This is a genomic window from Paenibacillus sp. 2KB_20 (genome assembly GCF_052115765.1).
Lineage (GTDB): Bacteria > Bacillota > Bacilli > Paenibacillales > Paenibacillaceae > Paenibacillus_AQ.
Window position 1 is genome coordinate 472,913 of record NZ_JBFRHH010000001.1, and the last position, 13,782, is coordinate 486,694.

At 43.7% G+C, this 13,782-nt stretch carries 14 protein-coding genes; 1 reads left to right on the forward strand and 13 read right to left on the reverse strand.

Features of this window, described 5'->3' with window-relative positions; translation table 11 throughout:
• Nucleotides 1-198: 198 nt before the first annotated feature.
• The 4 genes from AB4124_RS02165 to AB4124_RS02180 form a co-directional block, all read right to left on the reverse strand.
• Complete coding sequence (locus AB4124_RS02165; RefSeq protein WP_441970901.1) at nt 199-1,752, reverse strand: oligosaccharide flippase family protein; 1,554 nt, start codon at nt 1,750-1,752, stop codon at nt 199-201.
• A gap of 26 nt (nt 1,753-1,778) precedes the next feature.
• Nucleotides 1,779-2,882 carry an amidase domain-containing protein gene (locus tag AB4124_RS02170; protein ID WP_441970903.1) on the reverse strand — a complete coding sequence of 368 codons (1,104 nt, stop codon included), beginning with the start codon at nt 2,880-2,882 and terminating at the stop codon, nt 1,779-1,781.
• A gap of 31 nt (nt 2,883-2,913) precedes the next feature.
• Nucleotides 2,914-3,594 carry a class F sortase gene (locus tag AB4124_RS02175; protein ID WP_379406212.1) on the reverse strand — a complete coding sequence of 227 codons (681 nt, stop codon included), beginning with the start codon at nt 3,592-3,594 and terminating at the stop codon, nt 2,914-2,916.
• Nucleotides 3,595-3,656: 62 nt separating this feature from the next.
• Nucleotides 3,657-3,935, reverse strand: a complete 279-nt coding sequence (locus AB4124_RS02180) for a hypothetical protein (RefSeq protein ID WP_076324272.1) — start codon at nt 3,933-3,935, stop codon at nt 3,657-3,659.
• 245 nt (nt 3,936-4,180) lie between these two features.
• Here AB4124_RS02180 and AB4124_RS02185 point away from each other — a divergent pair.
• A protein-coding gene (locus tag AB4124_RS02185; RefSeq protein ID WP_441970905.1) for an IS3 family transposase occupies nt 4,181-5,343 on the forward strand; the annotation gives its coding sequence in 2 pieces (ribosomal slippage) (nt 4,181-4,445 and nt 4,445-5,343; 1,164 coding nt in all).
• 199 nt (nt 5,344-5,542) lie between these two features.
• Here the strand turns inward: AB4124_RS02185 and AB4124_RS02190 are convergent.
• From AB4124_RS02190 to AB4124_RS02230, 9 genes are all read right to left on the reverse strand, one after another.
• Entirely contained in the window at nt 5,543-5,938 is a 396-nt protein-coding gene (locus AB4124_RS02190; protein ID WP_441970907.1) for a tyrosine-protein phosphatase, read from the reverse strand.
• The gene (locus AB4124_RS02195; RefSeq protein WP_076324274.1) at nt 5,939-6,421 is read right to left on the reverse strand and encodes a hypothetical protein; all 483 of its coding nucleotides are present in this window, start codon (nt 6,419-6,421) and stop codon (nt 5,939-5,941) included.
• Nucleotides 6,418-7,215, reverse strand: a complete 798-nt coding sequence (locus AB4124_RS02200; RefSeq protein ID WP_430106049.1) for a DUF3100 domain-containing protein — start codon at nt 7,213-7,215, stop codon at nt 6,418-6,420. The genes AB4124_RS02195 and AB4124_RS02200 overlap by 4 nt, the downstream gene beginning before the upstream one ends.
• Before the next feature lie 22 nt (nt 7,216-7,237).
• On the reverse strand, nt 7,238-8,500 hold the full coding sequence (locus AB4124_RS02205) for a M20/M25/M40 family metallo-hydrolase (protein WP_441970910.1): 1,263 nt from the start codon (nt 8,498-8,500) through the stop codon (nt 7,238-7,240).
• A gap of 363 nt (nt 8,501-8,863) precedes the next feature.
• Nucleotides 8,864-9,706: a carbohydrate ABC transporter permease gene (locus AB4124_RS02210; RefSeq protein WP_441970911.1), complete on the reverse strand. Its 843-nt coding sequence runs from the start codon at nt 9,704-9,706 to the stop codon at nt 8,864-8,866.
• Nucleotides 9,707-9,718: 12 nt separating this feature from the next.
• Complete coding sequence (locus AB4124_RS02215) at nt 9,719-10,654, reverse strand: carbohydrate ABC transporter permease (protein WP_430106053.1); 936 nt, start codon at nt 10,652-10,654, stop codon at nt 9,719-9,721.
• Nucleotides 10,655-10,717: 63 nt separating this feature from the next.
• The gene (locus tag AB4124_RS02220) at nt 10,718-12,046 is read right to left on the reverse strand and encodes an ABC transporter substrate-binding protein (RefSeq protein WP_441970913.1); all 1,329 of its coding nucleotides are present in this window, start codon (nt 12,044-12,046) and stop codon (nt 10,718-10,720) included.
• A gap of 370 nt (nt 12,047-12,416) precedes the next feature.
• Complete coding sequence (locus AB4124_RS02225; protein ID WP_441970915.1) at nt 12,417-13,280, reverse strand: ArsR/SmtB family transcription factor; 864 nt, start codon at nt 13,278-13,280, stop codon at nt 12,417-12,419.
• A 237-nt stretch (nt 13,281-13,517) separates the two neighbouring features.
• Entirely contained in the window at nt 13,518-13,757 is a 240-nt protein-coding gene (locus AB4124_RS02230; protein WP_441970917.1) for a hypothetical protein, read from the reverse strand.
• Between the last annotated feature and the right edge of the window lie 25 nt (nt 13,758-13,782).

Genomic DNA, 13,782 nt, shown 5'->3' on the forward strand with positions numbered 1-13,782 from the left:
TAAAGTTGACACGGCGATTTGTTATTTAGACACACCGGAAAACAAAGACCCACTAGCCGAATATAACGGGGGCTCTATACAAAGAACCCTGCAGAATAATACTGCAGGGTTTCTTTGCACATATCCAATCAGAACCATGTGAAAGTGAAGAGCCGGACAAACTGGACTATTTCAATTTCGAAATCATGCAAATACCAGTTATGTATCAGACTTAAAACGAATAACCGCATAAATTAGACTGCAGCCGATATAAATGATCATTCCGATAACGATCTGTATTATTTCAGATTCTGAATGATGAGTATAATGATTAACAAGAAACATTATGAATATTAGGACTAGCGCATCTATTATCAATTGACTCCATTTTATCCTCTTCATCATAGGGATCATAGCAAGTAAATTACAGCATACTGCAATGAACTCCAAAGTGAGAATACCGACTGTTGCCCCCCTGTAATTTAACCCAGGTTTTGCTACAAGAAAGTAATGAACGATTAATGAAATACTTATTCCACTAATTAGACCAATTAACGGTACTTTTTTATACTCTTGGACCCAAAGTATGCTTGTGCTTACTTCACGTAAACCCACAAGCAATGGAACGATAAATAAAAATTGAATCGGTCTGGCCGCCTCAATTGTGCCAAATAAAATAAGTGAAATTTCCTTATTATAGACATAAAGAAACAGACTCGATATCCAGCCCCATATCCAGGATACCTTCAGTGCTATTCTGGTACGGAGATGAAAACGTTCATAGTTTCTTGCCTGCCAATCTGCTACCATTCTCATTGTTAATGTATGTGAAAGCGCAGCAGTGACCAGGGTGGGCATATAGGCTACAAGTGCAGCCATACCTGTAAGAACTCCAAACATTGCTGTTGCTTCTGCAGATGAATAACCCGCAGTTTGAAGTCTGTTAGGGATTATAATAGCGTCCAAAACATCAGAAAGCGGAATCAGCAATCTGGTAATGGATATAATGAAAGAACTGTGTATAAACCACTTTAATCTCTTTTGAAATTTAATGTCTGAATAACGGATTGGGGCTTGATTACCTTGTCGATTCACATATAGGTAATATGAAATTAATACTAAAAAAGCAGAAATCGCACCAAGCGATGTACTCAACATGCTGTTACCGGTTGCAATTGCAGGACCTTGAGGCAGGAAAAGAAAAACGATAGCTAGCATGAACAACACTCGAACTGCTTGTTCAATAATTTCGGAGACAGCAATTACATTGTATAATTCGATGCCTTGTAAATAACCACGAAGTAGACTTAACAATGGAACTGCAAAGAAGGCCGGGGCCAGAAAGTGAATGAAATAATAAAGTTGCTCGTTACCAAGCATCCTTGCTACCGTATCTGAATAATAAAAAGTAAGAGTAGTTGCGCATCCCCCTATAATGATTAAATAAATAGAAAAAATCTTGAACCATATCCAGCCTTGTGAGGGATGCTTCGCAGTGTACAAGGCTAATGCAGTTGGTAATCCGCCGGTTAGCAACATTAATCCTAACCCAAAATAGGAGTAAGCAATCTGAAAAAGCCCAATCCCCTCCGCACCAATAAGTCTTGTTAATGAGACTCTGCCGATTAAGCCGATTGCTTTTACCATCAAAATTGCACATATTCGGAATACCGTTTGTTTGATGAAAGAAGAGCTCATCATTTTCCTCCACTGCATAAGACTTGTCCGTATCATCCTATGACCATGAAGAAGGCGATATGAATGGTGCAACATTTTTATCTAGAATGCCAGTACATGTGCTAGTCGTTGATGTGAATCAAAATATATTTGGTATGTTTATCCCAGCCCAAATCAAAAGGCGCTCGGTAACGATCTGCAGTATGTGAATTAACCAGAGGATAACCGTTGGCATCAAATCCGGTTACTACTGAAAAGTGGTCTACGTCATTGTCTACAACATGAGCAATTAAATCACCCGGTAACAGTTTTGCAAAAGCGGTATCCGGATGTTTGCTTGTTGGTTTTATAAGTTCGGAGAAATATCCGGTTGCAATGACTTTTCCATAACCGGAGTGCACAATAAAGTTCTTAAAGGCATCCGTCTGAACCCAAGTTCGGGTCCCGCCTCCACCATAGCGATAACGCCAAGGTCCCTTCATCTTGAGACCTCCACCCTCCGCCTGATCACCAACCACCTGGGAGGCAAAATTCGTGCAATCTCCACCTTTAACGTTATAATTCAAATATTTTGGATTGTACCGCCCATTATTGCCTGCACCCCAAGCAGTACCAGCATATTTATTGGCATATTCAACGGCTTTCTTTCTTTTGTAATTTTTCCCATCCCTTATAATTTCATTGTGAAGAGGAAAATACACAGTGCCTCCTGAAGTCCCTCCAATTAGTTTGGGGTTTTCTTCTATAGGATCAAGATACCACTCTTTAAACACAATCCAATTTCCATTCTTTTTTTTCAAAGTAATAGCATGCCAAGTACCAATACCAAAAGATTGGGTAGGCAAGATTTTATCTACATATATGTAGCTTAATTTTTGGGAATGAGCTAACGATACTTTCGCTGTATCCCCTTCCATTTGAATTCGGGTAACACGAATATCACTTTGAGAATCCGTAAAATGAATTCCTCTATAATTTCCCCATGTATTTAGATAGTTCTTTCTTTTTTCCTCTACTCGATATGCATTGCGACTTGAATTATAAGCTTGATCGTAGTAACTCGTCATATTCGATGTTTTATTCACTAAAAAATTTGAACGAACAGCGAATAACTCGTTTAAATACTTTTTCATCTCATCCTCTGAAGGATTAGTGTTTGTGATGTGTGAACTTCCAAAAAGCAGCACTATTGTTGTGTATATACTGAAATAAACAGTTTTCGTCATTTTTTTCTCCCGTTTTCTCTACGTAGTATTGTTATTTTAACAACCGCGTATAAACGACTAGCCTCTTTTCATGCTCACCCTTTATTCGATCGTACTTTCCTGTACAAGTAATTAAATTTAACTGCTCTATATCGGTATCGCCGAATATTTTTTCGATAGGTGCTTGAGCTGTAGGGTAAGATTCTACGGCCACGACTTTGAAGACGAGATAATTCCCCTCATTGTCTGATAACACTACAGGTTCTCCAGGCTTTATCTTTTTAAGTGGGTAAAAAACAGCGGGGCCTGTATAATTGTCAACATGACCTGCCAAAATAGCATTTCCCTTTTGTCCAGGCAAAATGCCATCTACAAACACGCCAGCTACCTTGCTTGATACGGGAGCATCCATCTGCCCATTCTCTAACAGTCCTACTGGTTCAACAGGGGCCTTTATACCAACCGATGGAACCCACACTTGGTTTGGTATTATAAATACAGATTCTTCATCTTCATTTATTATGTTCTCTTCGTCTTGCTGCTTTGAATTTTTTACGGTTACACTTGGTTCTGCTTTCCCCTCGGAAATTTCTTTAGAGTAAGGCGACCCGGTTTGACGCAGGGGGGGAGGCGCTTTTTCAGAAGACTGCGATGCATGATAATGACAACCTGATAATAACAAAACAGGAAGAGTCATAAATACTATGAGTGTTAATTTGCGTTTATCATTCATTAGTATCATCCTTCGTTAAAAGAAAAGAGGAAAACCTAATTTTCCTCTTTTCGATCTTGTTCTTATTCGCTCACGCCGCCATAACCTGTTTTCGGTAGTGCTTTTGGTTTAATGCTCTTGGTGTGCACTTTATGCGCTTTGCTTTTAGCTCGCATTTTGTGCTCTTTTGCTTTGTGTTCTTTCATTTTGTGTTCTTTCGCATGCAGTTTGTGTTCTTTAGCTTCGTGTTCTTTAACATGCATTTTGTGCTGATGACTTTCCACTGGTGCTGCAGATGCAGTGATTGCCGAAGCTGAAAGGAACAAACAAGTTGACAATGCAAAAATTGCTGCTTTTTTCATGTAAATACCTCCTTTGTTTTTTCCCCAATTTAGTTATCTACACAGTCGGCTCAAGTTATTGATGGTAATTTTGACCTGTTAAAATTCCCTAATTACGATAACGGTTCTTGCCCCGGGTTTGCCAATTGATATAATTTTATGTACGATAAAAAGCCGCACATTTGGTATTATCCCCTTTTAGTAGACAAGAGAAAAAAGACATCTGTTAAGATGGACTTAATCTTGCCTAACGAAGGGGATTTTTCATGGCTAAAAAAGGACAAACTTACCAACGGTACTCCTTGGAATTAAAATTGGAGGCGGCCCGGCTGGTCAACGAAGAACATATGAGTATTCGTGAAGTAGCAAAACGTTTAGGTATTCAAAATAAATCTCAAGTACAAGTATGGGCGGCGAAAACGAAACGTGGAATGAGCCTAGAACCTGCCACATCCAAACGGGGACGCCCCAGAACGAAGTTTTCCAGTATGGAAGAAGAGATGGCATACTTGCGAGCGGAGATTGAATATTTAAAAAAGCAGTATCCAAATCTACACAAGGAGTGACGAGTAAAGCAGCTAGATTTCAGATCATAGAGGACTTGCGCGTACACCATCGTCTTGTTTGGCTCTTGAAGTTAGCCGCAGTTTCCCGTTCAGGCTATTACAAGTGGAGAAAAAGCTTGCAAGCGGCAAAAGAACGTAGACAAAAGCAGCATGAATTGGAATCGCATCTGCTTGCCATCCATCGCATTCATCCCTACTTTGGTTATCTTCGAATGACGGTAGCTTTACGGAGGGAAGGCATTAGGGTCAACCACAAAAAGGTGTACCGATTAATGAAACAATTAGGAATCTGTTCTGTCATTCGAAAGAAGCGTCGATTCTTTGGAAAACAAGCTTCTGTGGTGAATCCGAATCGGCTTCAGCGCCAGTTTAAAGCGGACACGCCACGAACTAAACTGGTCACAGATATTACCTATATTCGTGCTGGAGAACAATTTGTGTACCTGTCTGTGATTCAGTATTTATACAATAACGAGATTGTAGCTTGGCATCTTTCGGAACGAAATGACCTCGCTTTGGTTCATGAAACGCTGGATAGACTCCGTCAGCACGTGGATGTGAGTGGGGTAATCCTACACTCGGATCAAGGATTTCAATACACGTCAAAACCATTTAACCGTAAACTGAAACAACTCGGCATGCTAGGCAGTCACTCTAGGCGAGGAAATTGCCTGGACAACGCCTGTATCGAGTCTTTCTTCTCTCATTTAAAGACCGAGAAAATATACTTGAATGAGGCAGCGAACAAGGCGGAGATTGAACAGCAAGTGAGCGAATACATTCTGTTCTATAACCAAAACCGATTCCAGAAAAAATTAAACGACCGTTCCCCGGTAGAATACCGGGAAACGGCCGCAGCTTAAATCATGTCTTTTTTGTACTGTCTACTTGACAGGGTTATGACCAATTGTGCGACTTCTTGAATTGGCCCGAAGATGTTTATAACTGGAAAGCCTCATTCTCTTTTTGAGCTTATCTGCGCGTTCCTACTCTGTTATTGCCTCGTTGAAATATGGATCTGGCGATCTGTCGCATTCGCTCGTCGTGGAGATTGCACAGTGCTTATTGAGCAGTTTGGTTTAGTCCATCGAGCAGATTTTGCTTTAAGGACTCGAGGCAGCTCAGGGGAATGCAACATCCCTTTAACAAATACTGTTCAATACTCCCATACTGTTTCATAATCTCATAATGCGTTCTGATGGAATTCGGTACAGGCTCATTAATCGAATGAAGAAATAATTGAATTATAGCCGTGACAAAACCTGTACAGTCCTTTCCTCCAGTACAAGGGATCAAGGCGGGGACATTTCCCGCATCGGACAGCAGGCAAAAGATCTCCTTAATTTTATCTTTGCTACTGAAAGCCATATGATGATACATATATTTCATCATTTGTTCAAAGAATAAAAACCCGCCAGTCAACAAGGACAGGCGGGTTTCTAAAGAAATAGCATTCATTTACTTATTAGATAAATAGAGGCCGAGCTCTGATAACAGTGCACTTCCCACGTACGTTCCCGTGAACACGAAAACCGCAACGATTGCGACGCGCCACGATGTTTTGCGAAGATCAACCAGCCTGTCGGCAACGGAAATGCCGGCAAACGCCAAAATCGGGGTCGTAATGGACAAGAAGTTGACGTTGGCGATGGCATCCACGAACACATCGGAGATCAGGCAGCAGATAAGCGAAACGATCGATACCCAGCCGAGAACCGGGAAGTCCTGCAAGAATTTCAGCGGAGCTTTTTTCATGAGTGTCGAGATCAGAACGCCGATGAAGGAAAAAAGCCACAGCACGGCCAAACCCGCGATCGTCCCTAACGTAATATGTCCTTCGCCGTTTTTAATGAATTTCATTTGCTCCGTAAATAAAATAAGACCAACGCTAAGCAGCAGGACGAGGGCGTATTTAGCGTATTTATTCAAACCGGTGCTCATTTCTTCTCACCTCTGACCATTAATTTGTACATAAACCGCTGCAGCGGCACCGCGAGAAATACCATCGTATACGTTCCGAGAAAGCTGGTAAGCAGCTGGCTCGCAGCAGCGTATCCGTTAATGGTCTCCGTCATCTCAGGAGAATGCGCGACTAGCGCGGAAGAAGAGCCTGTCATCATACTGGCCGAGCCGACGCCAGAGGACATGGCTAACGCTTCGATCGAGAAGCCGGCAGCAAGCATGACCGGCGCAAGAATGCTGAAGAACAGCGTGCCGAAGAGGGTGCCTATAATATAGAGGGACAGCACCCCACGGCCTTCATCGGAGTCGAGTGTATATTTCTCGGATATGTAGGCGAGTTCCCCTTCCCTCCCAAGTCCGAGCGTAGCGCCGATGGCTTCCCTTCTCAGACCGAGCAGAATGGCGATTGGAAGTCCGAGCAGAATCGTACCCAAGTTACCGATTTCCTGAATGATGAACACCCAGCCTACTTTTAATATATCTTCAATTCTGGGCGCAACGTCAGCGCCGTATCTCGCCATAAGCGGCAGCATAATGAAGATCAGATACTTGCTGGAGAAGCCGACATTCTCCTTGCTGTAAATCTTCCTCATAAAACCTTTCCGGAAAATAGACAAGCCAAGCAACATCGTGATCAAAATGGCGAATACGAGTGGGAGCAGGCTAATTTTTACGGAGCCAATATGGATCGACTGAATGCCGATAAATTCGGCAACCGCTATTACAATGAGCACGAATGCAAGCAAATATATATACTGTAGTTTTAACTTCATGCCATGTCCTCTTTTCTGTTTCTTAGTTAGAGCCAACAATCGACGCAAGGAGCTGCTCGTATTCAGCGAATGTACGGCGGTACAGCTTCGATCGGTCGATACGTCCGCTCATTCGCTCCAGCACCTGGGTTAAGAATCTCGGAAACACTTCGTAAATAAACTCGGGATCGATATCTTTAAAATCGTCGCCGTGAATCGTTCCTGTAAAGCCGCTGTATCCGATTTGAATACAAGGCATCATGAAGGCGAGGTCTCCAATGTCTCCTGCTGCGCTGATGGCGTTGTTGTTCCAAACCTTAGCGATCTCCTCGTTATCTTGGAACGCCTCCAGGACGAATTCGGACAAATACCGGTCCTGAACGAACGGCAAATATCCCATCTGCGTCTTAATCTCGACCTCGCCTTGAAGGGCGAGCGCGCTGCCCTTGGCCGCATCATCCATCTTGGAGGCCGCTTCCTTCATGTAGTCGACCGACTGAGTGCGCAAATCGCTGCCCACCGTAATCCGATTGGGAATGACGTTTGTCGACATGTCGGACTCCAGAACGATCGGATTCATCCGGACCTTCTCACTGTCCTTCATTTGCTGCCTGCTCAGGCCTAACGCCACATTGAACAGGGTCGACATGCTGTAGGCATTTTTGGCGGAGAAAGGATCGAAACCGGCATGGGTTGCTTTTCCAGTAAACGTATAATGCTTATATAGGAATCCAGCCAGGTCGCAGTTGATTTCTATCGTCCGTTCCGCAAACTCTCCGCCCATGGCGTGTACGCATAGTCCAATGTCAATATCGTCGAACACGCCGAGTTTCATCGCTTCGGGTTTCCCTCCATAATAGGAGATCTTACCGCTGGCGAGCAGTTCGTCCCTAAAGGCGAGATCCAAATACTCCTCAGCGGGAATGAAAATAAACGTTATTCTATAATCCAGAGCTTCGTACGCCTTAGATTCAAAATAATGTTTGTATAAAGCCAGGGCGATCGCCACCTGCGTATAATGACCGCAATTGTGTGCCGCTCCCGTCGCCTTGTCTGATCGCCAATGAGTCGGAGCATATACGGCGTCCAACTCCGCAATAAAAGCGATGTTCAGCGATTTGCCTGTTCCGAGGGTTGTCCGAAGCCCGGTTGTGCTGAATGATTGCAGCTCGATATCCGGATTAACCTTCTTCAGAAAATCCGACACCGTTTTATTGGTTTTAAATTCCTTGTAGCCAAGCTCAGGGTTATCGAATATGGTTCGTGCTACATCTGCAATTTCTTCGTACTGTTCTTTAAAGTTCATAGCTGCCTCCTTCTTGATGAAAATAATTCTTATGTTATTTTAGTTTCCTTAGTTATGTCAATAAAAATCACTTTATATTATTTTCCTATAGAAGTGATCATGATTTGATATAACTCTATCCTCCCGCAGCTATTATTAAGACGGTCTATAGCTTAACGCCAAGTTCGGAATCGGCGGCATTACAAATGTGGAAGAGGATATGAAGATGTTCCTGGGGCGTAAAGGGGCGCGTGCAAGAAAGACCTGGCCGGCGGCCAGGTCTTTTGTCTATTGGCTTGTTAGCATCATGAGGCAGGGAGCCTAAGCCAATCCGGGGTTGCCTCCGCTTTCGGGATTATCCATGATTTCATTCAAGGAAGATTTTCAACCTTTAATTCCTGATAACGTTACACCCTTGACGATATACTTTTGGAAAATGATAAAGATGATAATGATCGGGATCGAAGCATACGCATTCACCGTCATTGGCAAGGTTTCGTCCTGGTTATATGAGCTCATGAAAAACGGGATACCGATGGGAAGCGTAAACAAGACTTCCGATTGAATCGCCAGAAATGGCCACAAGAAATCGTTCCAGGTGCCTAGGAAAGAAAAGATCATCAAGGTAGCCAGCACCGGTTTGGATAATGGAATAAAAATGTTCCACCACACCCGAAATAAACTGCAACCGTCTATTTTCGCAGCTTCCACCAGCTCATTCGGCATCCCGTCGAAAAATTGCTTCATGATGAGTACACCAAGCGGTCCTGCGAGCCCCGGCAAAATGAGGGCTGCATAGGAATCCAGAATCCCCAAGCTGTTAGCTACCATATACAAGGAAACAATCGTCGCTTCGCCGGGAATCATCATTCCACTGAGAATGAGCCAGAAAGCTAACTTCTTATAACTGAAATCGATCCGCGATAAAGCAAATGCGGCGAGTGAAGCCATGGTCAAGCTGAGTACAGGCACAATAATAGCGATGGTTAAGCTGTTCATGGTCCATTTGATCACCGGCGCATTCTCAAAAATATAAGCGTAGTTTTCGAACGAAAACGGCGGCAGGAAACGGTCCATCAGATCGCCCATCGCACTACCCTGCGGTTTTAGAGATGTGAATATCATGTAGATCACCGGAACGACAAAGATCGTTGCCAAACCGTAAGCTATGATGTGCAGCAGTATTTTTGGACCCGTCCACCGTTTAGAGCCAGCGAAATCACCCATTTCCTCATCACCTCATTCACTTTTTTTACCGAAAATTTTAAACTGCAAGAATGAAAGCACCGTCAGAAAGACAAAGAAAATAAATGACATCGAGGTTGATAATCCAAGATCGTTGGCGGTAAAGCCGGTTTCATAAATGTATTGAATCATCGTCCGGGTTTCATTCCCTGGCCCGCCGCGGGTAACGAGCCATACCTGGCCGAATACTTTAAAGGACGCTATCACTTGAAGCACAGTAATCAGTACGAGAAGGCCTCGCATCGCAGGCAATGTGATATATTTGAGTCTTTGCCAAGCATTGGCTCCATCCAGTGTCGCTGCCTCGTAATGTTCAGCAGGAATATCCTGCAGCCCCGCGAGTAGCACGATCATGTTAAAGCCCTGTGTCCACCAAAGCGTAATCATCACGATGGAAATCCAGGCAAGCTGCGGTTCATTCAACCAGAAAATTTCGGATTCCGGACTGAGAATCCCGAGATTATGCAGCACCGTGTTCACTAAGCCTGAGTAAGGCGCAAGAAGAAATATCCAGACAAAGCTAACCACCGCTACGGACAATACATTTGGCATGAAAAACACGGTTCTCAGAAAGGTCTTTCCTTTTACCTTTGAATCAAGAATTAAGGCAAGCAGGAAAGGCGTTACGATCATAAATGGTGTGGAGATTAAGGCGAAGTAGGTCGTATTCCAAAGAGAAGCCCAGAAATCCGAATCTTTCAGTGCATAGAGGTAATTTTGAAGGCCGACAAAGCCTTCTTTGCCAATCAGCGTCCAATCATGAAAGCTGACGAACAGTCCGTAGAAAATCGGCACAATCGAAAAGAGAATAAAGAAAAAGAAATACGGGGCAAGAAAACCGGTTGCCAGCAATTCGTTCTGCAGCTTTCTTTTCCGCTTGCCTATGGACATATCAACCAGACTAGGATCTTTTACCGTTACCGGATTCATGATTCAACCTCCCAAAGTGCATCGGAGTTACATCCTCGGTAACTCCGATGCAAATGCAACAGCCTATCGTTTCAGAAGCTTTTCCATGCTTTGTACCGCTGCGTCCAATCCTTTATCGACAGGTGCTTTACCAGACCAGATCGTATCTAATGCCTGCACAAGCTGGTCTTTTGCCGGCCACATTTTTGGCGATCTTGGCAAATACACACCATCGTTGCCAGCCTGCAAATAATCCTGGCGATAAGGCATATTTTTGAACGCTTCTGACTCGACAGCCGTTGTGGAAGGTGGAATATGTCCGGCCTTGGACCATTCAGCCGCGTTGTCTGTCACCCATTTTGCAAACGTGATCGACGCTTTTACCTTGTTTTCGTCCTGCCCTTTTTTCTGGACAGGCAAAATGAAGTTGTGTGAATCAATCCAGGTTGCAGGCTTATCATAAATTTGCGGGAAAGGAATGGCTCCGAATTCCAGTCCTTTTGTTCCTTCCAGTGTGCTCGTAAACCAGACCCCTGTTGGCATCACAGCACCCTTCCCCGCTTGGAATGTCTCGCCGATTTTAGGAAGGTTTCTTGGTATCAAGCCGCTCTCAAACCAACTGCTAATATATTCTGCAGCCTGTTTGCCCTGCGGATTATTTAACGTCACCTTTTGGCCGGATTCATCAAACAGGCCCTCTCCTCCAAGCTGGTTGTAAAGCGCCCACCAGATCCGGTATGGATCCTCGCCTGTGGAGCCGAGCAGCATATTCACATTACCTTTGGGAACACCGTCTTTGATTTTTTGCAGAAAGCTCTTGAAGCCTTCAGGACCAGGTTCAATGATCGGCTTTTCATTTTCGTCCAGCAAATTCAACTCACGCAATATTTTTTTGTTGTAATACAGGATGAGCGGATGAGCATCCAGCGGCAAGGCATATTGCTGATCGTTAAATAACGTTGCGTTTACCATGTTTTCATTGAATCCGCTTAGATCAATACCCATCGAATCGATATATGGATCCAATGGCTCGATGATTTTCAGTTCTACCAGCTCGCTTAATTTGGACGTGTGGGATACCGCAAGATCAGGCGCATTGCCGCCTGCGACAGCGGTTTGCAGCTTGGTATAAAACTGGCCCCAATCCTGCGTCAATGCCTTCACTTCGATTTTACCTTTATGTTCATCGTTAAATTTTTCCACCAGTTCGTTCATAATGGCGCCGTCACCTCCGCCGAACATGTTCCAGTAGGTGATGGTGACTTTCTCACCGGGAGCGGTTCCCGGCCCTTTTGAAGCGTTTTCATTTCCGTTATCGGTTTTACCTTCATTGCCTAATGAGCATGCACTTAACACGAATGACATAACAAGCAGCATCCCTAATGCGACTTTATAGAGCTTGGAAGTTTTCATAAAAATCCCCCTTATAAAGTGATAAAACTAAACAAAACTCCGCTTAAATTCTTCGTTGGTTAAGTGTTCTCGTTACCGCTCTCCTCTCCCTCTTAATAATTGGATATAGCAAGAACCGGTAAAGATAAACCAAACATTAAACAATCTAAATCCATTCGTCAATACTTTTTTATCGTTTTTTTAATTAAAACAAAATAATTGTAATGAATAAATTTATAACCATCAAACCTAAATCTAATTCATAAAAAAGAGGCTTCCCTGTACAGGAAAAGCCCCTGATCCGACCCGTTTCGACTGTTTTACAAACATCAGCAGCATTTTTCAAATCCGACTTTATATCTCGATTCTACAATCCTTGCGATGCTATGATTCAGTAGATGATTCTCATTATGATATCTTGATCATAATCACCAAACTGCTTGCCGAAAATATTGATGCCTCCAATATGCTCTGCATCCGGCTTGATCCCGATTCGTAAACTAATCAACTTATTCTCGAGCAGACGGAGATCATCTAGATTCACCTCAGAAACAGCAACGTCGTCGAGGAAGCTCCCTGAGCTATCAACTTTCCAGGTTTTCAGCAGCCCGTATTGCGTATGACTATCGGGTAGCCACGGCGGGTTTAGCTTTCCCCTGCGGTCCCCAAAGTCACCAGGAGAAGTCCATGTTCCGATTTCTACATCATTGATCCAAATCGTAATATCAGACGGCCAGTTATGATCGTAAAGAAATGCTTCTGAACATAGCTCCATCGAAAACTGAATGGATTTAATGTCTACGTCTCTCTCTGAAAACAGAGGAAATTTATATTCTACATATCCGCGTGAAAACCAGATCAGCTGTGCAGAAATTCGGCTCGGATGAAAAAAGTAGGCCGGCTCGTCCGGCGGTTGAACCATTCCGGATTCAGTGATCAAGCCGCATGTCGGATGGATTTCGCAATCCGTATAACAGCCAACGGGCATCTCAATCTGGTGCAGATTGGTCGGACTGTAGATTCCGTTGGTTAATTTCAAACTCATACGTAAATCATCAAACGTTCGTGTGCAAACCTTCATTGTGCCTCTGGATGCGGGCAGTACCTCCGTCGCGATAATGCCCGCATTTTCCAGCACCCGAACATTGAAGGCGACCGTCGATACAGGCAGATCTAATTTTTCAGCAATATCGACAATATTTTCTCGGCTGTGATTCAAAAGCTTTAAAATGTTTATCCGGACTTCCGAAGCCAATGCATGTGCCACTTTTCTCAGTCGTTCCGATTCATCGATTGACAACTCCAACATTTTGCCCTTTTCCCCCTATTGCGAGTTTTATCTGCATAGCTGGTTATCATTATACGTTACAACAACCATATCTCCGCAACTCCCTAAGAGCACCAGATGTGATAACACATAGGCCCTTAACTGCAGCTGTTATATTGGGCATCGGCGTTGAATTGGCGCTTAAGCCTGTGCTGCCTGCAGAGTTCACGAATCTTCTCTACCATGTGATTTGTATTTGCTCCCGTAGGCGTCTTTCCAGCGATAGTAGGTGGCACGAGGAAGCCCGATCCATGACTTGCTTGGGTTACACTGACTTCCCCTCGTATGGACTCCATCCACTCCACTACAATCGTTGGAATTGACTTCGCTCACAGGAATACCCGTTAATTTCATTTCAATGGCTTTTCTCTTCACTTCTACAGGGTAGCTTACTCTTGTTGCCAACGCAAAAACACCTCCAAGCTTGTCT

What these genes read in the sequence shown, in the direction of transcription:
- AB4124_RS02165 (WP_441970901.1), bottom strand. Translation starts at nt 1,752, where the DNA reads ATGTTGCACCATTCATATCGCCTTCTTCATGGTCATAGGATGATACGG.
- AB4124_RS02170 (WP_441970903.1), bottom strand. Translation starts at nt 2,882, where the DNA reads ATGACGAAAACTGTTTATTTCAGTATATACACAACAATAGTGCTGCTT.
- AB4124_RS02175 (WP_379406212.1), bottom strand. Translation starts at nt 3,594, where the DNA reads ATGAATGATAAACGCAAATTAACACTCATAGTATTTATGACTCTTCCT.
- AB4124_RS02180 (WP_076324272.1), bottom strand. Translation starts at nt 3,935, where the DNA reads ATGAAAAAAGCAGCAATTTTTGCATTGTCAACTTGTTTGTTCCTTTCA.
- AB4124_RS02190 (WP_441970907.1), bottom strand. Translation starts at nt 5,938, where the DNA reads ATGAATGCTATTTCTTTAGAAACCCGCCTGTCCTTGTTGACTGGCGGG.
- AB4124_RS02195 (WP_076324274.1), bottom strand. Translation starts at nt 6,421, where the DNA reads ATGAGCACCGGTTTGAATAAATACGCTAAATACGCCCTCGTCCTGCTG.
- AB4124_RS02200 (WP_430106049.1), bottom strand. Translation starts at nt 7,215, where the DNA reads ATGAAGTTAAAACTACAGTATATATATTTGCTTGCATTCGTGCTCATT.
- AB4124_RS02205 (WP_441970910.1), bottom strand. Translation starts at nt 8,500, where the DNA reads ATGAACTTTAAAGAACAGTACGAAGAAATTGCAGATGTAGCACGAACC.
- AB4124_RS02210 (WP_441970911.1), bottom strand. Translation starts at nt 9,706, where the DNA reads ATGGGTGATTTCGCTGGCTCTAAACGGTGGACGGGTCCAAAAATACTG.
- AB4124_RS02215 (WP_430106053.1), bottom strand. Translation starts at nt 10,654, where the DNA reads ATGAATCCGGTAACGGTAAAAGATCCTAGTCTGGTTGATATGTCCATA.
- AB4124_RS02220 (WP_441970913.1), bottom strand. Translation starts at nt 12,046, where the DNA reads ATGAAAACTTCCAAGCTCTATAAAGTCGCATTAGGGATGCTGCTTGTT.